Annotated in this window: 18 protein-coding genes; 5 read left to right on the top strand and 13 right to left on the bottom strand. The window is 39.6% G+C overall.

From position 1 onward, the window contains the following. The first annotated feature begins 2 nt into the window (after positions 1-2). On the top strand, positions 3-401 hold the full coding sequence (locus CWB77_RS00090; RefSeq protein WP_008115596.1) for a flagellar basal body-associated protein FliL: 399 nt from the start codon (positions 3-5) through the stop codon (positions 399-401). On the opposite strand, the gene glpG is transcribed toward CWB77_RS00090, so the two are convergent. The 6 genes from glpG to CWB77_RS00060 form a co-directional block, all read right to left on the bottom strand. Further along, on the bottom strand, positions 398-1,219 hold the full coding sequence (gene glpG / locus CWB77_RS00085) for a rhomboid family intramembrane serine protease GlpG (protein ID WP_138620761.1): 822 nt from the start codon (positions 1,217-1,219) through the stop codon (positions 398-400). The genes CWB77_RS00090 and glpG overlap by 4 nt on opposite strands. Then, the gene (glpE, locus tag CWB77_RS00080; RefSeq protein ID WP_010390998.1) at positions 1,216-1,533 is read right to left on the bottom strand and encodes a thiosulfate sulfurtransferase GlpE; all 318 of its coding nucleotides are present in this window, start codon (positions 1,531-1,533) and stop codon (positions 1,216-1,218) included. Before glpE ends, glpG begins: the two co-directional genes overlap by 4 nt. 65 nt (positions 1,534-1,598) lie before the next feature. Continuing rightward, positions 1,599-2,624, bottom strand: coding sequence for an L-threonine 3-dehydrogenase (gene tdh, locus CWB77_RS00075; protein ID WP_010390995.1), 1,026 nt, complete (start codon positions 2,622-2,624; stop codon positions 1,599-1,601). A gap of 52 nt (positions 2,625-2,676) precedes the next feature. Next, entirely contained in the window at positions 2,677-3,873 is a 1,197-nt protein-coding gene (locus CWB77_RS00070) for a glycine C-acetyltransferase (protein WP_010390993.1), read from the bottom strand. A gap of 163 nt (positions 3,874-4,036) precedes the next feature. Continuing rightward, positions 4,037-4,606 carry a D-glycero-beta-D-manno-heptose 1,7-bisphosphate 7-phosphatase gene (gene gmhB / locus CWB77_RS00065; protein ID WP_138620759.1) on the bottom strand — a complete coding sequence of 190 codons (570 nt, stop codon included), beginning with the start codon at positions 4,604-4,606 and terminating at the stop codon, positions 4,037-4,039. Continuing rightward, positions 4,603-5,664, bottom strand: a complete 1,062-nt coding sequence (locus tag CWB77_RS00060; RefSeq protein WP_138620757.1) for a glycosyltransferase family 9 protein — start codon at positions 5,662-5,664, stop codon at positions 4,603-4,605. The genes gmhB and CWB77_RS00060 overlap by 4 nt, the downstream gene beginning before the upstream one ends. Before the next feature lie 123 nt (positions 5,665-5,787). On the opposite strand from CWB77_RS00060, the gene CWB77_RS00055 reads away from it, so the two are divergent. After that, a complete protein-coding gene (locus tag CWB77_RS00055; protein WP_138620755.1) occupies positions 5,788-6,510 on the top strand; it encodes a 3-deoxy-D-manno-octulosonic acid kinase in 723 nt (240 codons plus the stop codon). Between the two features lie 3 nt (positions 6,511-6,513). On the opposite strand, the gene CWB77_RS00050 is transcribed toward CWB77_RS00055, so the two are convergent. Both CWB77_RS00050 and CWB77_RS00045 read right to left on the bottom strand, forming a co-directional pair. Continuing rightward, positions 6,514-7,599, bottom strand: a complete 1,086-nt coding sequence (locus CWB77_RS00050) for a glycosyltransferase (RefSeq protein ID WP_010390986.1) — start codon at positions 7,597-7,599, stop codon at positions 6,514-6,516. Beyond that, positions 7,596-8,669 carry a glycosyltransferase gene (locus CWB77_RS00045; RefSeq protein WP_138620753.1) on the bottom strand — a complete coding sequence of 358 codons (1,074 nt, stop codon included), beginning with the start codon at positions 8,667-8,669 and terminating at the stop codon, positions 7,596-7,598. Before CWB77_RS00045 ends, CWB77_RS00050 begins: the two co-directional genes overlap by 4 nt. Before the next feature lie 189 nt (positions 8,670-8,858). Here CWB77_RS00045 and CWB77_RS00040 point away from each other — a divergent pair, with 189 nt between their 5' ends. Further along, a complete protein-coding gene (locus tag CWB77_RS00040; protein ID WP_138620752.1) occupies positions 8,859-10,406 on the top strand; it encodes a capsule assembly Wzi family protein in 1,548 nt (515 codons plus the stop codon). Positions 10,407-10,469: 63 nt separating this feature from the next. Here the strand turns inward: CWB77_RS00040 and hldE are convergent, their stop codons facing one another. Next, the gene (hldE, locus tag CWB77_RS00035) at positions 10,470-11,909 is read right to left on the bottom strand and encodes a bifunctional D-glycero-beta-D-manno-heptose-7-phosphate kinase/D-glycero-beta-D-manno-heptose 1-phosphate adenylyltransferase HldE (RefSeq protein WP_010390981.1); all 1,440 of its coding nucleotides are present in this window, start codon (positions 11,907-11,909) and stop codon (positions 10,470-10,472) included. Then, positions 11,909-12,499: a D-sedoheptulose-7-phosphate isomerase gene (locus CWB77_RS00030; protein WP_008115583.1), complete on the bottom strand. Its 591-nt coding sequence runs from the start codon at positions 12,497-12,499 to the stop codon at positions 11,909-11,911. Before CWB77_RS00030 ends, hldE begins: the two co-directional genes overlap by 1 nt. 235 nt (positions 12,500-12,734) lie before the next feature. Here CWB77_RS00030 and waaA point away from each other — a divergent pair, with 235 nt between their 5' ends. Further along, the gene (gene waaA / locus CWB77_RS00025) at positions 12,735-14,015 is read left to right on the top strand and encodes a lipid IV(A) 3-deoxy-D-manno-octulosonic acid transferase (protein ID WP_138620750.1); all 1,281 of its coding nucleotides are present in this window, start codon (positions 12,735-12,737) and stop codon (positions 14,013-14,015) included. Continuing rightward, the gene (locus CWB77_RS00020) at positions 14,012-14,560 is read left to right on the top strand and encodes a DUF1415 domain-containing protein (RefSeq protein ID WP_055013165.1); all 549 of its coding nucleotides are present in this window, start codon (positions 14,012-14,014) and stop codon (positions 14,558-14,560) included. Before waaA ends, CWB77_RS00020 begins: the two co-directional genes overlap by 4 nt. A gap of 32 nt (positions 14,561-14,592) precedes the next feature. Here the strand turns inward: CWB77_RS00020 and CWB77_RS00015 are convergent, their stop codons facing one another. Genes CWB77_RS00015 through CWB77_RS00005 form a run of 3 tightly spaced genes read right to left on the bottom strand, consistent with a single transcriptional unit; the run spans position 14,593 to position 17,554 of the window. Next, complete coding sequence (locus CWB77_RS00015) at positions 14,593-14,928, bottom strand: YdbL family probable chaperone protein (RefSeq protein ID WP_008115577.1); 336 nt, start codon at positions 14,926-14,928, stop codon at positions 14,593-14,595. Between the two features lie 9 nt (positions 14,929-14,937). After that, on the bottom strand, positions 14,938-15,120 hold the full coding sequence (locus tag CWB77_RS00010; protein ID WP_008115575.1) for a YnbE family lipoprotein: 183 nt from the start codon (positions 15,118-15,120) through the stop codon (positions 14,938-14,940). Continuing rightward, positions 15,113-17,554: an intermembrane phospholipid transport YdbH family protein gene (locus tag CWB77_RS00005; RefSeq protein WP_055013164.1), complete on the bottom strand. Its 2,442-nt coding sequence runs from the start codon at positions 17,552-17,554 to the stop codon at positions 15,113-15,115. The genes CWB77_RS00010 and CWB77_RS00005 overlap by 8 nt, the downstream gene beginning before the upstream one ends. Positions 17,555-17,684 lie beyond the last annotated feature (130 nt).

The following is a 17,684-nucleotide window of genomic DNA, read 5'->3' as shown; positions in this document are numbered from 1 at the left end:
AAATGAAAAAAACAGTATTTACAGGCCTTTTTATTCTTTTAGTCAGCCTAACTAGCTTATCAGCACGTGCTGAGTCTACTGTGGGTTATTTTGGGTTTGAGCCAGACATTATTACCAATTACATTGGTCCATCGAGTAAAAAAATGGGTTACGTTCGTGTCACGGTAGATTTAATGTTAAATAAAACATCCGATATTGCCATTGTAGAACACCACACCCCTCTATTACGTGATGCGCTAGTAGAGATATTATCAAAAGAGCCTGAAAACAAAATAAAGTCTTTAACAGGGCGTGAGCAAATTCGCCTTAAAAGCGCAGAAAAACTAAAAAGCTTACTTAAGGAAGAAACAGGCCAAGAAATAATCCGAGACCTGTTATTTACTAAATATTTATATCATTAGCCGCTTTTTGTTTTAAAAAGCTGAGCGGTATAGGCAAAAGCCATACCGCTAGTAAGCCCACCTAAGTGTGCCCAATTAGCCATTCCAACAAATAATACATCTGCAAAACCAAGTACTAACCATACCAGCATAAAACCAACAATCGCGGTTGTAACCAGTGCAGGCTGTTTAGGGTTAAGCGCGCTGTAAATCCAACAAAAGCCTAACAACCCATATACAACACCGCTAAGCCCACCAAAGTTAGGACCAACCATTAAGTACTGTGCCCAATTACTTATTAAAGCGGTAACTAAAAACAGCCCGATTAAACTCGACTTACCGCATTGCTTTTCAATGTTATCACCCAGCGATACCCACCAGATTAAGTTAAACACAATATGCATAGCGCTAAAATGCACAATAGCAGGTGTTAACCAGGTAAGTGGTGACGCAGGATTGAACTGCAACGCCATATAAATAGGCTCAAACGCACCAAATAAAAAGGCAACATAAACAATAATGCTGAGAATACTAACACCTTGATTAAGCCAGCTTAAGGCTTTAAAACGAGCGACTAAATTAAGTGACTGCCCTTGATACTTTAACGGTGACTGCGTAGTACCTACTTGCCATGATGCTTGTTGGTAACGCTCATGATTAGGGTTTTTAGCAAATTCGTTCCATAAAGGCTGCACTGCATGAAAGTCTTCAGGTGCCACACTAATAACAAGCGTATGGCCATCCTCAGTACGAATTTGCCCTGTAAGCCCTTGGCTTTTTAGGTAATCTATAAAGCCCTGTGCAGCGCGGGGATTAGTTAGGCTACCAAGCTCTATCATCGTGCTACTTTATCCTTGTAAGCGGCTTCCCACGCAGTAAAACCACCATCCATACTGTAAACATCTTCAAAGCCTTGCTCTACTAAGTAGCTGGCAGCACCTTGTGAACTCATGCCGTGATAACAAACAATAATAATCGGCTGGTCAAACTCTTTTTCCATCATAAATTGGGCGATATTTGCATTTGAAAGCGCTTCAGAGCCAGGAATGTGCCCTGTCTGATACGAATTAGGATCGCGAATATCGGCAATCACCACATCTTCTTTGTCTAGTAGTTCGAGGGTTTGTGCGATTGATATATGTTTAAATGCCATAGTACTCTCTTATAATTACAAAAAAGGCGACAAATGCCGCCTTTAATTCTCTTAACAGGGGATAATTAATCCCAGTTAAGAATTACTTTACCCGATTGGCCTGAAATCATCATATCAAAGCCAGCTTGGAAGTCATCAATTGAATACTGATGAGTAATAATTGGTTTTAAATCAAGCCCTGATTGAATCAAGCTAGCCATTTTGTACCAAGTTTCAAACATCTCACGACCATAAATACCTTTGATCACTAAGCCTTTAAAAATAACTTGATTCCAATCGACCGCCATATCTGAAGGTGGAATACCTAACATGGCAATTTTGCCGCCATGATTCATGTTATTTAGCATGGCATTAAATGCACTCGGAACACCTGACATCTCTAAGCCAATGTCAAAGCCTTCGGTCATACCTAGCTCTTTAGCTACATCTTCAAGCTTTTCATTCGCAACGTTTACAGCACGCGTTGCGCCCATTTTACGTGCTAAGTCTAGGCGGTATTCATTTACGTCGGTGATAACCACATGGCGTGCACCCACATGTTTGGCTACAGCCGCGGCCATAATACCAATAGGGCCTGCACCAGTGATTAATACATCCTCACCCACTAAGTCAAACGATAATGCAGTATGTACAGCATTACCAAACGGGTCAAAAATAGAGGCCAGTTCATCGCTAATGTTATCTGGGATTTTAAACGCATTAAATGCTGGGATCACTAGGTACTCAGCAAATGCACCTTCGCGGTTAACACCTACACCGGTTGTATTACGGCATAAATGAACACGTCCAGCACGGCAGTTACGACAATGACCACAGGTTATATGACCTTCACCAGATACACGGTCGCCAACTTCGAAACCGCGAACTTCTTGGCCCATGTCAATTACTTCACCCACATACTCGTGGCCAACCACCATAGGTGTAGGAATAGTGTTTTGTGCCCACTCATCCCACTTATAAATATGAACATCGGTACCACAAATGGCTGTTTTACGAATCTTAATTAACAGATCGTTATGACCTACTTCAGGCTTTGGCGCATCTGTCATCCAAATGCCTGGCTCTGCTTTTAACTTTGATAATGCTTTCATAATCCACACTCAATTAAAAAATCGCGACTTTAGCCGCGATTTAACAAGAAAATTAAATAACACCAATCTCTTTACCAATACGGGTAAATGCTGCAATGGCTGTATCAAGCTGCTCCTTGCTGTGCGCTGCAGAAATTTGGGTACGAATACGCGCCTGACCTTTTGGTACAACAGGGAATGAAAAGCCAGTTACATAAATCCCTTCAGCCAATAGTTTATCAGCCATAAGTGACGCCACTTTTGCATCCCCTAGCATCACTGGAATAATCGCATGATCTTTACCTGCACAGGTAAAACCTGCCGTTTCCATTTGCTCACGGAAGTATTTAGCGTTTGACCATAGCTTAGCGCGAAGCTCACCGCCATTTTCAAGCATTTCTAACACTTTGATTGATGCCGTTACAATTGAAGGCGCTAATGAGTTTGAGAATAAGTATGGACGTGAACGTTGACGAAGCCACTCAACAATTTCTTTTTTACCTGAGGTATAACCACCAGAGGCTCCACCAAGCGCTTTGCCTAAGGTACCAGTAATAATATCAACACGGTCGAGTACATTACAGTACTCAGGTGTACCTTTACCGTTTTCGCCAACAAAACCAACGGCATGTGAATCATCAACCATAACGAGTGCGTCGTATTTGTCGGCTAAATCACACACTGCTTCTAAATTACAAATAACGCCATCCATTGAGAACACGCCATCAGTAGCAATTAGTTTAGTTTTAGCACCGGCTTCATCGGCTGCAATTAATTGCTTTTCTAAATCTGCCATATCGTTATTTGCATAACGGAAACGTTTTGCTTTACATAAACGCACGCCATCAATAATAGATGCATGGTTTAATGAATCAGAAATAATCGCATCGTCTGCACCTAAAATAGTTTCAAACAAGCCCGTATTCGCATCAAAGCATGATGAGTACAAAATGGTGTCTTCAGTTTCTAAAAATTGACTGATTTTTTTCTCAAGCGTTTTATGAATATCTTGGGTACCACAAATAAAACGCACTGAGGCAACACCAAAGCCATGGTCATCTAAGCCTTGTTGGGCAGCTGCAATTAGTTCTGGGCTGTTAGCTAAACCTAAGTAGTTGTTAGCACAAAAATTAATAACTTTATCGCCTGATGCCACTTCAATTTGAGCTTGCTGCTGTGAAGTGATAACACGTTCATTTTTGTACAAACCTTCAGCTTTAACGTCTTCAATTTGCTGTTGTAATTGGCTAAAAAAAGCAGATGCTCTCATCTGTGATCTCCATTTGGTTGAACGGGTTAAACAGCAGACGCGTTGCTGCTATTTATAATGGGGGTATTGTAAAAGTTTAAGCGCCAAATTGCACTGTTTGTCATTCGTCGCAAATTAGCTAATTGGCAGGAAAAGCTGCCAGTTTACAGGCATGAGATATATATTAAATGAGATCAGCAAGCAAAACAGGAAGTTCCTTGATTGAGTCACAAACATAGTCTGCAGATTTTGCGGCTTGCTCGTCAAACGTTTGCCCCGAACGAACTAGCACTTTAGTGCGTATATTGGCACTAATAGCAGCTTGCATATCACCTAATTTATCCCCTACCATGACACTCAGTGTAGGGTCTATATGATGATCTTTTATTCCTTGCAGCAACATCCCGGGGGCTGGTTTTCTGCAATCGCAATCTGTTAAATACGCTGGCAATGCATTTTTAGGATGATGTGGACAAAAATAAACATCAGTAATTTCAATTTGATGATGAGTAAACTGCGCTTTCATCCATGTGTTAAGGGCAAAAAAATCGGCTTCTGAGTAATAACCTCGACCAATACCTGATTGGTTAGTTACAACAATTATTTTATAGCCCGCGTCATAAAATGCTTTACACGTTGAAAACACACCATCTATAAATTCAAACTCTTCGCTTTTAAATACATAGCCATGGTCAACATTTACTACACCATCACGGTCTAAAAAAAGCGCCTTATTTATGTGTTTATCATTCATAATAACAACTCTTTTTTAATAACATGGTCAAACATTTCTTTTACTGCATCCGTGGTTATTTGACTCATTAAATCATCGCCTTTAACCCGAGTACCCCAAGGTAATTGCTCGGCGGTTTTACCTGTTTGCTTTAATAAGTTTTGGTGATAAACCTCAACCACGTAATCTTGGTATAAATAAGGCCCCGTTCGCGCTGGGTTTGAATGCGCATATAAGCCAATAACAGGCGTGCCCACAGTCACCGCCATATGAGCTGGGCCTGTATCGGGCGCAAGTACTAAGTCTGCACGCTTAAGTACGCACAATAATTCTTTGAGTTTTGTTTTACCCACCAAGTTCAGAATGGGTGAATCACTGTGTTTAATGATGTTATTTGCTAAATTAATTTCCAGTTCCGTCGGTCCACCAGTTAATACTATTTTAAACCCCTGTGTATGTGCATAATCCGCAAGCGCGGCATAGCGTTCGGCTAACCAGTTACGCTGTGCTTTACTTGCTGCTGGCGAAATAACGAATAGCTTATGTGATAAATAATCGTCACCTAACAGCTCATCAGCTTTAGCTTGATCTTTGTCGGTGTAGGGCATATTCCAAACAGGGACATAATCATCAACACCAATCGCTTGAGCAAAGCCTTTAAACCCCTCTAAAACATGTGCCTGAGATTGGGCTTTAATGCGTTTATTAATAAATAAACTATGCAGCTCTTTTGAGCGAGCCCAGTCAAAACCAATTTTAACTTTGGCAGGAATACAGCGAGCGACAAAACCAGCTCTTAAAGCCACTTGCATATTAAGTAGAACGTCAAAACACTGCCCTTTGAAGGTTTGCTTTAACTGTTTTAGTGCCGTTTTCCCTTGTTTTTTATCAAATACAACAAGCTCAACGCCTGGTAAGTCAGCTAACAACATCGCCTCGACCTTCCCTATCACCCAAGTGATCTTAGCATTTGGATGCGCTTTTTGAATTGCTTGTACCGCACTCACTGCATGGCATACATCACCAATAGCAGAAAGACGTAAAATACAAATTGAAGTGTAAGTAGGCGCTGAAGTCACACGTTTCCTTGGGAGTAAAATAATAAAACCCGATCTTAAATTATAATCGCGTCATTGCAAGTACTTATCCTTAGCCTGAAAACACGTTAATATATGCACATATTAAAGCGAATCCTATGAGCTATGTTTAATCAACACATCAAAAATAACCATGTCATTTTAAGCCACCCTCAATATAGCACCGAAATAGAGTTAGATTGGTTTGACCCCGATTTCTGGCAACAACAGCAAAAAATTGTCGGGGCTAAAAAAGGGCGTGCAACTGCTTGGTTTTTTAAACACGTAGATTTAACGGCTGTGTTACGCCATTATTGGCGTGGCGGCTTCATAGGCAAGCTACTTAGTGACCAATATTTATATTGGGGACTTGAGCATACCCGTGTTTATCAAGAATTTAGCTTAATGACGCAATTAATAGAGTTAGGTTTAAATGTACCAAAGCCCATTGCCGCTAAAGTGAGCCGACATGGTTTTATTTACCGAGGTGATATTATTACTGAAGCGGTAAGCGGCGCTAAAAGCGTATTAGATGTACTGATTGAGCGCCCCTTAAGTGATATTGAGATAAAAAAAATAGCACAAACCATTGCCCAGTTTCATAATAAAGGGGTGAATCACGCTGATTTAAATATTAATAATATTTTATTTGATGACTCTGGCGACGTTTATATCATCGACTTTGATCGTGGCGAAATAAAAACACCCGATATAAAATGGCAACAGAGCAACATGTCTCGCCTACAGCGCTCCTTTTTAAAAGAGCAAAGCCGCAACAGCCACTTTCATTGGCAGCAAAACGATTGGCAAACATTACATAATGACTATAACCAAGAGCTCGAATGCTAATATTCAGCGCGCCATTGCTAAATATTGGTCTGCTACAGCATCTGCAGAGACCTTTTTCAAAATAGTGGCCTTTTTCATATCGGGGCTATCAATTAAAACGTCTTCAATGGCCTTTGCTAATAAGTCACTTTGCTCTGTTGGTACCAGATATTTGCTTAATTCTTCGGTTAATATTTCATTGGGACCAAAATTACAATTAGTACTTACCACGGGTGTACCTATGGCTATAGCTTCAATTAATACGGTTGGTAGCCCTTCAAAGTCAGAACTTAATACAAGAGCTTTAGCCTGCTTAATCCAGTTATAAGGATTTTGTTCGAATCCAGGAACAATAAGTTGATTTTCGATTCCGTATTGTTTGGCTAACTTAAATGCTTTCTCTTTCTTATTACACAATAATACTAATTTATATTTTTTATCTAATTTAGCAAATGCAGCAAACAGAACATCATGACGTTTCTGTTTAGCAAATCGTCCAACATGAATAAGATAAGGAGAGGTCGGTATGTTGATATTTACCTCATTTGCTTGCTCATTCATAATTTTAAAATTAAAAGGATTGTAAATAGTTGTCATTGCGCTGGGGGTAATTAAAGGGCTCTGGCGTATTTCCTCTTCAACACCTTTTGAAACACAGATCAAAGACTTCCCATTTAAATTTTGTTTGCTTCTTTTAAGATATAAATAAGAAAATGGACCTAATTTTTTTTGCCTAGCAAGTTCAGCATTAACTGAGTTATGAACAACAAAATGGATATTTTCTATTTTACTTTTTGCTAATAAGTTATTACTACGATCTAAATTAGAAAGTACTAAATCAATAGAACCAAGTTGAAGTAACTTTTGCTCAAACCATGTCTCTAATACTTTAACATTCTTTTTTATCTGCCAAAATCGATCAACTTTTGTTGCTCGACCTGAAAATAAACTTTCAACAGATAAGGTGTTTGGAATGTCATATTCAATATTTTGCGCCAATGACAAAATAGTCACATTGTGGGCTTTTGATACCATTTCCTGCGCCAAAGTAAGCATTACTTTTTCAGCGCCACCACCAACGAGAGAGTCAATTACAATAACAATATTCATAGCTTACTTCCTATTAACAACGCTTGTACTCCTTTGGTTATAACATCAAAGCTATGCACATTTTCTAACGACTCGTATTGGCCTACTGTATTATTATAATTTGGTTCCAAAAGTAGCTCTTTTATTTTTTGGGTAATATCTAAAATATCAAGCTCAGCCTCTTTAACAACACCGGTGCTCGCACAACGAACAACTCGCTCATTTTGATCTTTTGAAATAGCACATGCTATCGTTGGCGTTTGTAAAGCAATGGCTTGAAGTAAAGTATCGCCCGCGCTTAATAATGCCACCTTAGCCTGACTTAGTAAGGCTAAAAATTCAGTCCCCTCTTGGCTTGGCAAACAAATTAACTCATCGCTTTTAGGTAACGACTTAGTGTAATTAGGACCAAACACCACAACCCCTTTTAAACCTGTTTCTTTCGCAATGTTCAGTCCTGCTTTATAGTAGATATCAGCACAGTTTTGGCCATTAAGGGTGTGCCCACCAGAGCCTGCGTTAACAATAAAGAATTCTTTCTCTTTCAATTGATAACGGGTTAGTGCATCGGATTTTTGTTGCGCTGATGCAAACACTGTAAATGGCCCAACATTAGCAGGATAGGCCAGAGACAACATGCTCAATTTTAGCTTTTCATACCACGAAAGAGGTTCAATACAGTAATCAGGCTGAACCACCCAATGAGTATCAATAAGGCCCGCTCTATTAAGCTTTAAACCTTTTGCTCGCTTTTTTGCATGCTGTGAAATAAAAACAACTTTAGCACCCACTTTTTTTGCAGCTTTCATTTGCTCAGCGCGTCCTGCACAATCAAATAGCACCGCATCTGGTTTGTATTGCTTAATAAACTGACATACGTGCGTATTTTCTTTTGTTGCCGATTGATTTAACAATAAGGTAGGGAATGGGCAGTTTTTAGCATAAGCCGTATGTTTATTTAAAATAAAATGAATATCTAACTGCTTGCCATACTCAGCCTTTAAGGTTTGAGCTAGCTGTAACGAGCGCATATATTCACCAATACCTTCTGGCGATGACACGGGAATAAATAAAAGTCGTTTGTTGCTCATTACTATCTCTATTTTTTCTTTGCTGCGAGTATATCAACGCCATCTTTTTAGCGATAGAGCCGCGGTGTTTTAATCTAATATATAGTAATATTTTTTTCTAATATCTCTTTAATGAGTTGATTTAATTACTGCAATAAAGGACGTAGATTGCTAAACTTGTTAGCAATTTCAATCATAAGGATCTGAGCTTTGCGAAACAAATTTTTTATACTTTCTTCGCTTTTTTGTGCCGTAACTACAACCGTAAATGCTGAACCTTGGGTAAAGCCTGATGATTATGCTCTTAGAGCAGATATACAACAGCTTGCCGATGCAGGTATAATTTTAGCGCCAGTAACAACGTACCCATTAATGTGGAAAAGCTTTATTAATGATGTAAACAATACTTCGTTAGAACAGTTATCTCCTCGCCTGCAGGATGCGTTATTACGTGTAAAACATCGTTATAAGTCAGAAAATAGCGGTTCGCATAGTGTACAGCTTTCGGCATTTGCCAGCTCAGATCCTCTTGTAGCCACTAGCTTTGGTGCCACCAATAGCCAAGAATCAGAGTTAACTGCTGCCTACGCTTATTTAGGACATAACTTTGCAGCTAAAATAGCGATTAATCATCGTAGTGATGGCAAAAACTGCTTAGTCGACGGTAAAACAACTGATGATATAGCTCAAAACGAGCAAGCACTAAAAGACTGCAATGATACCTCTCTAGATGACAGCTATTTAGCGTATCGTATGGGTAATTGGATTGTAAGAGCAGGTGCCGTTGAGCAATTTTGGGGGCCGGGTGTTGATAACAGCTTAATTATGTCTGGTAATGCAAAACCTTTACCTGCCATTAGTATTTCTCGTGAGCAAAGTAGTGCCTTTGAAACACCTTGGTTAAGTTGGATAGGTCAGTGGGGGTTTACTGCACAAATGGCTAAGCTGGAATCAACCCGCGTTATTCCTGATGCGTTATTGTGGAGCACTCGGGTTAACTTTCGCCCCGTTCAACAATTAGAAATAGCACTGAGCTGGTCAGCACAATGGGCTGGTAAGGGACAACCAAGCTCGGCTGGTGACTTTATTGATATGATTACCGGTGATACAAAATGTGTTGATGGCACTACTAATTGTGATAGCCAGTTAGAATCAAAAATAGGTAATCAATTAGCAGGTATTGATATTCGTTGGTCAGACACATTATTTAACCAACCTTATGCCGTTTATGCCAGCACGATTGGTGAAGATGCGAGCTCACAGTTTAAACCAGCTGATAGAGCGTACTTATTTGGCTTACAAACAACACATCGCGTTTACGAGCAGAATTTACTAGTCAACTTAGAATATATTGATACAGGTGTGTCTTGCTCTGCGGGGTCAACGACCGAAAACTGCTATTATGAGCACACTGATTACCAATCAGGGTATCGTTACTATGGTCGCCCTATCGGCTCTACCTATGATAATGATGCGCAATCGCTAGTGTTAACCGTACTTGGGCAACTCTCAAGCGGAACTGACTGGCAAGTAAAATTACGTGATGTAGACTACAACAGCGACAACCGTGATAGATACCCAAATAACCCAGACTTAGGTAACTCGATTACCAAAACAGCATTTAGCTCTAAACAGCTTGAAGTACGTTACAGAATGCTTGCCATGGGGGGGCGCTTAACCCTTGGCGGACTTGCCTCTAATAACGATGGAGCAGAAAACGATACGTCTGCATTTGCAAAGTTCGAATATAACTTTTAGTTTTGCAAGCATTAAAAAAGGGGATAAACCAAAGTTTATCCCCTTTTTTATTTCACTAACTAGCTAGCTTTTAATTTTGCTAATCACTTTTGATGTAGAGCAACCATCTAAAAACTCAAGAACTTCTACTTTTCCGCCATGACGCAACACGTGCTCAGCACCGGCAATTTGCTCAACAGTGTAATCACCACCTTTAACAAGAATATCTGGGCTAATTTGCTCAATTAGCTTTGCTGGTGTGTCATTTTCAGCCTCACTGCCAAACGGAATAACCCAATCAACTGAGGCTAATGCACTTAAAACCATAGCACGCTCATCTAATGGGTTAATTGGGCGCTCAGGGCCTTTTAAACGGGCAATGGATTCATCGTTATTTAAACCAACCACTAATCTATCACCACGCGCTTTAGCTTGCGCTAAATAGCGCACATGGCCTGCATGCAAAATATCAAAACAACCATTAGTAAATACAATGGTTTCTCCATTTTGCTTTGCAAATTCAATATGTTGTAATACATCATCAAATGGGGTTTGATAATGCTCGCCAGTGGCTTGTAAGTATTGGCCTAACTTGCGGCTCAACTCTTCAGGAGAAACCGTAGCCGCTCCCAATTTACTTACTGCAATACCGGCAGCTAAGTTTGCAATTTCGACTGCATCTTTGGCGGTCATACCCGCACCTAGCATTACAGCTAATGTAGCAATAACAGTATCGCCCGCACCGGTTACATCACTTACTTCGAGTTGTTGCGCTGCAAAGTCATGCTTTTGCGTTGCATCAATTAGCGACATACCTTGTTCTGAGCGTGTTAGTAGCATGGCGTTAATACCCGCATCACTAATCAGGGTACGCGCGCTGCTAGCAAGCAACTCTTCTGAACCAACCTGACCACCCGCTAATTTAAACTCATTTAAATTAGGGGTTATGTAATCAGCTCCACGGTACAACTCTAAATCAGATGATTTAGGGTCAACAAGCACGGTTTTACCTGCATCTTTAGCAACCGAAATCATTTTTTGGATTAGCGCGAGTGAGCCCTTGTTGTAATCAGAAAATACAATAAAGTCGTAATCACTCAGCACCAGCTCTAATCGATTTAATAACAACTGGCTATGAGACTCATTAAAAGCCTCTTCTAAATCTAAACGCACAACTTGTTGATGACGACTGATCACCCGCATTTTAGAAATAGTCGGCAAATCGCATACACTCACAAGCTGTGAATTTATTTTTTCACCCTCTAGAATGTTTTCTAAAATTTGTCCGCTTTCATCCTCGCCAATTAGGCCAAGTAAACCCACTTTGCCATCTAGTCGGGCTATATTTTTAGCCACATTGGCGGCACCACCGGCTTTGTCTTCAAATTTACTGACTTTTACAACGGGTACTGGTGCCTCCGGCGAAATACGGCCAGAATCACCATACCAGTAGCGGTCTAGCATAACGTCACCAACCACTAAAATACGCGCTGCTGATAAGTTTTTTAATAGCGATAAATCCATTACTGCTGCTCCGCAACAACCATATCCATGGCTTCACACAACCAATGGCCGATAAACATATGCGCCTCTTGGATACGGGCTGTTTCATCATTTTTAATAATAATAGGTAACTTGGCGATGTCTTTTACTTTCCCCCCATCGCGACCTGTAAATGCAACAGTGAATGCTCCTATTTTATTAGCGGCTTCTAACGCTAAATTAATATTATTACTGGTGCCCGATGTGGTTAAGCCAATTACAATATCTTCAGGTTTACATAGCGCCTGTACTTGGCGTTCAAATACTGTGTCAAAATGATAGTCATTACTATGCGCTGTTAAAATAGAGGTGTCTGTGGTTAGAGCAATAGACGCTAACGGTCCTCGCTCTAACTTATAACGTACCACAAACTCTGCAGCCAAATGCTGAGCATCAGCCGCACTGCCGCCATTACCAAACCAAACAACCTTACCACCAGCCTGTAAAGCACTATGACATGCTTCTAACAACTGCATTACCTCTTGATGATACGCCTCCATGGTTTCGAACAATACTTGGTGACGATTTAAACTTTCTAGGTAGCTAGTTGCCACTGAATCTATAATTGACATGAGATATTCCTCTTGGAACTGAAATGGCAGGAAAAATTAATTTCATTATTCCATAATTTTATAGCCAAATCACCTCTATATAACTAAATTAAAGTACGGGTAGAAAGTTATTATTCAGATAAAGAAGGTTTTTATCGTTGTTACCTTTTTCAAGTTGCTATTTTATATTTGTGTATTTAGAAAAAAACGATTTCACGCTAAACTAGCGACACTTTCATTTACATAAAGCAACAGTATGGCACGCATTTTTTATTCACTCGCATTAATTATTATTAGCCCGCTGATTGTATTTTATTTATATGTACTAAGAGGTAAAAAAACCCCGGGATATCGCGCTCATTTTAAGGAACGTTTTGGCTTCATAAGCCGCGCTTTATTTTCAAACAACAAACCAGTTGTATTTCATTGTGCTTCTGTGGGCGAGGTTTTAGCTGCTACCCCTTTAATTAAAGCCCTACAACATGAACAACCGCAGTTAAATATTTTAATTACCTGCAATACTCCCACAGGACGAGAGCAAGTTACCGCACAATTTAAACAAAGCGTTGCTGTTAGTTATTTACCCATTGATTTTCCTATGGCCACCACTGGCTTTTTAAAACGAGTAAAACCGCAATTACTCTGTATTTTAGAAACTGAACTATGGCCGAACTTAATGGCTAATGCGTACAAACAAAATATACCTGTATTGGTAGTTAACGCACGTCTATCTGAAAAGTCTCAGCAAGGCTACGAAAAAGTGGCCCAGCTAACTAGCAGTATCATGCAATCAATTACCGCACTTGCAAGCCATGACAAAACAGATGCAAATCGCTTTATTGAATTAGGGCTACCTGCTGAAAAAAGCCATGTAACGGGATCAATAAAATTTGATATTACCCCAACCACTGCACAACTCGATAAAGTAGCCTCTTTAAAGCAAGATTATAAAAAAGCAGAACGCTTTATATGGGTCGCAGGTTCTACACACCCTATAGAGCATGAGTTTATTTTAGCAGCCCACCAGCAACTACTAGAAACACATCCTGACGCTTTACTGATCATTGCGCCACGTCACCCCGAACAATTTGATAAAGTTGCAGAGCTACTGACTCACTCTAATCTCAGCTTTAGTCGTCGCAGTCAAAAAAATTATAACAATGAACAAGTTGTGTTAGCCGACACATTAGGTGAATTACAATATCTATATGGTGCCGCTAATATTAGCTTTATCGGTGGCAGCTTAATTCGTCGTGGTGGCCATAACCCATTAGAGTCGGCAGCTTTTTCAGTGGGTGTACTTACCGGCCCTCATACCTACAACTTTGACCATGTTTACCCTGAACTTATTAAACTCAAAGGCGCCCATGTGGTTGAAAATACTGACGAACTGGTGCTTGCATTGCTTCGTTTGATTAAAAACACCAAAGCGTGTGATATTCTTGGCAGTAAAGCAGCTCAGTGCGTTGCTAAAAACCAAGGCGCTATTGCCAAAACGCTTGCCATTATAACTCCTTATTTAGAGCCAAAATCGTGACCAACTTAGCTATATCTCAAACCCGTGAATGGGTAAGCGCTGTGATTGTAAAATACAATTTTTGTCCATTTGCCCGTAAAGAAGTTGAAAATAACTGCATTCACTACACCATTAGTAACACCTCAAAAATTGATGATGCTGTTATGGATATGCTTGAACAATGTACCCAGCTTGACCGTGATCCTCAGCGTGAAACAACTTTGTTAATATTTGATAATGGCTTTACTGATTTTGAAGATTTTTTAGACCTTGTTGACTTAGCCAATGCGCTATTAGTTGCACAAGGTTTTGAGGGGAAGTACCAAATTGCAAACTTTCATCCTGACTATGTTTTTGCTGATAGTGATGAAGATGACGCTGCAAATTATACTAATCGCTCGCCTTTTCCTACTTTACACTTAATACGTGAAGCAAGTATGAGCGCGGCACTAGATGAATACAACGAGCCGGAGTCAATTCCTGAACACAATATCAACTTAGCTCGCCGTAAGGGAATTCACTTTTGGCAGCAGCTACTTAAAAATTGCAAAAAACCGAGCGCATAAGCTCGGTTTTTGGTTTTTAATAATGCGCAGAGTTATTTTTTAACCCACTCACCATTAACTTCAACGAAATGCCCTGCTTGGGTTTTTTCAATGGTTTTTGCCGCCGCTAGTGCTTCTACTTGAGCAAGTGACAAGTTGTTCTTTTTCGCAAGTTTTAAATATTGTGCTTTGCGCTTTGCGTTAATTTCATCAACAACCGCTTTAGCCTCTGCATTTTGTACAACCAAACCTAAATAACCTGAGCTATCTTCACCCACAAGCCCTTGGTTTTTAGCATCATCTAAACTGATTGCCCAAGCAGAAAATGACAATAAAGCGGCACTTAAAAGTGTGATCACGTTTAACTTTTTATTTTTTAATAAACTCATAATTGCTCCTTAGAATAACTCACTGTCATCGCTAAATAAGTCATCTAGCTCTTTATCAACTTTTACGCGAATTTCATGATCAACCTTCACATTTAAATTAATGGTGATAGGCTCTTTCGCTGCCACTTCAACGCGGTGCGTACATGCACTAAGCAACCCCAGTGCTGTAAGTATTATCAGCCATTTAGTCATTTTTAGTTCCTTTTGTTGAATACTCTTGTTCAACTTTTTGAGTAATTTCATCACTTAAGCGCAATGCTCTTAAGAGTGTAAAAACATTTTCTTCATGGTTGTAATTAAAGTTAACTTGCTGCGCCTGTTCCTTATTGTATCCCTTTAAGTTTACACCTAAATAAAGCCAACCGTCAGGCTTTAAGTCAACACTACTGTTTAAGCTCTGAATGTCTAAATCTTCCAACAAGCTTAAAATCGGGTCCAGTTCTTGTTGCTGAGCTTTAACTGCATCAAAAGCTGCATTGTCAGTAATAACTAGTTTACCTGTTCCTTTGTTAGATAATTCACCAGATTTTACCGAAATACCTTTTTGATCAAAGTAAACAGGTAAGCGGCCATTCACTCGACCAGTTAGTGTAATGCCTGATTTATCATCTAAGGTAATAAGTTTACTCGCATCAATATTTTCAAATGTGACCAAAGACTGCTGCGCTTTTTCCGTCACTTTGTAGCTATCCAAAGCAAAACGACCACCAAGTACATCAGCAGTTATTTTTTCAGCGCGAGCAATAGAGTTCTCAACACTAAAATTACCGACAATGTTACTCACAACAGCACCTGCTCGTAACTCATTTAATTCAAATGTAGTAGGAGCCACATTAAGCTGCCCTGAATCATAAGAACCCGTTAAGCGAGTGCTAAAATGCTTAGCTAAATAATCGTTGTATAAGCCACTTACCTGTTCGACTTGAAATGCAAAATCAGCCTGCTGTAAATTAACATCTCCGCGAACAACCCCATTAAAGCTACCATCGGTCAGCGTGGCTAATGGTTCAAACTGCTGTAAAACAGGGTTAAATTTAGTCACAGCTTGATCTGCAACTGTTATCTCAAATGGGTGTTCCACAGCAGATATGTGGTGACTGGCTACCAACTCAATACCATCAATAAATACATGATGTGAGGCTTGAAGCGCCCGACTTTGCAGGCATTTAGAGCTTATGCGAATATTACTTAGGTTTAAAAAGTCACTGTTAAGTTGGGTAAGTTTAGTTTCACTGTTTAAATCGACAAATAATTCGCCAACAGCCAAACTAGAAGATGCTGATAATTGATTATTTACACCACGCACTTGGTATTGCTCATAAGCCGCTGAGCGTAAATGGCTATCCAAGCTTGCGTTGATATTTTGTTTATCGTCAATCTCAGTCGTAAACTGTGCCTTATAGCCCTTTACTGTTAATTTATCAAAACTAAGCTCAGCAAAACCAATCTCGCTGGTTATTTTCGCATTTTTTTTATGTTGTAAAACATTCTCTATTTGAAATAGGCCAGTGCTTGCTACCTTTTTAGCTGATGCGGGTAAAAAACCAGGCAGCTCATCGACGTTTAATTGGTAGTTGCCATTCACAGCCAAGTTATTTAAAGCTGCATCTATTTCTATATGCTCAATGTCTTCACTGATAAACAATAACTTAATATTGCCTTTGGCATACTCTAACGGCTGCTGAATATTAATTGCTAGGTTTTTCAGGCTCAGCTTCGTTTCACTATTTTTAGTGTTTAATAGCATTGACGGTATAACAAGTTGTCCGTTTTCAAACTTTACCGTATCACTGAGCATCAATTGCCATTTTAACGGCAGTTGCTTGGCTACAAATTCACGCTGTGATTGATTGTTTATAAGCGCCAAACAATCACTATCAAACGTTACCAAGCTGGTTAATTGCTGTGTATTTAACAAGGCTTTTTTATCGTTAAAGTGATAGTAAATATTCATATCACCAAAAGCCTTTAGCGTTACTGGGCATTTACTAAATTGCTGTGTAAACTCAGCATCTATGTTTGATTTTATATCAACGGATAACCCATCAAAGGTGAACTCATGCCCACTGTTTAATGAAAGCGCGGGTATCGGCTTTATCTTTGTTAGTAATCCATCAACTAACTTAAAGTGACCAGTAATTTTATGATTGCTGACTGTTACCTCTGCGATTGCATCACCTGAAATCACAAATGTATTTAGCTTCTCTTCACCAATGCTAACTACCAGTTCATCATGAAGTTGTGGGTGGGTAATTAACAATCTTTTGATATCAATTTTCGGCCGCTCTTTGGGTAAACTAAGTGCCAGCTTTTTGAAGGAATTATTACTTGCTGAGACACTCTCGCTATCATTTAAACGAAGATTAGCGCGGCCAACAGTTATTTTTTTTGTATCAGCCACAATGCCACCAAGCTCAATTTTATGGCCTTGGTAAGTCAAACATAATCGGTTTACGTTTAAGCTAATATTTGAGTTTAGTGACCAATCTAAACAATGTAGTTCAACGCCAGATTGGCTCAAAGATGGCGCTATAGCCCATTGAGTTATAGGCATACGAAATACATAACCCAGTGTTAAAACACTCAGAAATAAAAACACGATTCCCCATGCGATGCGTTTGATCATACTATCCTTATTGAACCTTGAACCTTGAACCTTGAACCTTGAACCTTGAACCTTGAACCTTGAACCTTGAACAGTCTAAACAAAAAAGGCTGCACAAGGCAGCCTTTTTATCTTACATTTAGATCATGAA

The organism is Pseudoalteromonas sp. S1610, assembly GCF_005887465.1.
Classification (GTDB): Bacteria; Pseudomonadota; Gammaproteobacteria; order Enterobacterales; family Alteromonadaceae; genus Pseudoalteromonas; species Pseudoalteromonas undina.
This window is presented reverse-complemented; position numbering and strand designations above follow the sequence as displayed.

Coding starts and splice junctions, on each gene's coding strand:
- CWB77_RS00070 (WP_010390993.1), bottom strand. CDS start 3,873: ATGAGAGCATCTGCTTTTTTTAGCCAATTACAACAGCAAATTGAAGAC.
- CWB77_RS00050 (WP_010390986.1), bottom strand. CDS start 7,599: ATGAATATTGTTATTGTAATTGACTCTCTCGTTGGTGGTGGCGCTGAA.
- CWB77_RS00030 (WP_008115583.1), bottom strand. CDS start 12,499: ATGTCAATTATAGATTCAGTGGCAACTAGCTACCTAGAAAGTTTAAAT.
- glpE (WP_010390998.1), bottom strand. CDS start 1,533: ATGGCATTTAAACATATATCAATCGCACAAACCCTCGAACTACTAGAC.
- glpG (WP_138620761.1), bottom strand. CDS start 1,219: ATGATAGAGCTTGGTAGCCTAACTAATCCCCGCGCTGCACAGGGCTTT.
- gmhB (WP_138620759.1), bottom strand. CDS start 4,606: ATGAATGATAAACACATAAATAAGGCGCTTTTTTTAGACCGTGATGGT.
- CWB77_RS00045 (WP_138620753.1), bottom strand. CDS start 8,669: ATGAGCAACAAACGACTTTTATTTATTCCCGTGTCATCGCCAGAAGGT.
- waaA (WP_138620750.1), top strand. CDS start 12,735: ATGGCACGCATTTTTTATTCACTCGCATTAATTATTATTAGCCCGCTG.
- CWB77_RS00090 (WP_008115596.1), top strand. CDS start 3: ATGAAAAAAACAGTATTTACAGGCCTTTTTATTCTTTTAGTCAGCCTA.
- CWB77_RS00055 (WP_138620755.1), top strand. CDS start 5,788: ATGTTTAATCAACACATCAAAAATAACCATGTCATTTTAAGCCACCCT.
- CWB77_RS00010 (WP_008115575.1), bottom strand. CDS start 15,120: ATGACTAAATGGCTGATAATACTTACAGCACTGGGGTTGCTTAGTGCA.
- tdh (WP_010390995.1), bottom strand. CDS start 2,624: ATGAAAGCATTATCAAAGTTAAAAGCAGAGCCAGGCATTTGGATGACA.
- hldE (WP_010390981.1), bottom strand. CDS start 11,909: ATGGATTTATCGCTATTAAAAAACTTATCAGCAGCGCGTATTTTAGTG.
- CWB77_RS00015 (WP_008115577.1), bottom strand. CDS start 14,928: ATGAGTTTATTAAAAAATAAAAAGTTAAACGTGATCACACTTTTAAGT.
- CWB77_RS00005 (WP_055013164.1), bottom strand. CDS start 17,554: ATGATCAAACGCATCGCATGGGGAATCGTGTTTTTATTTCTGAGTGTT.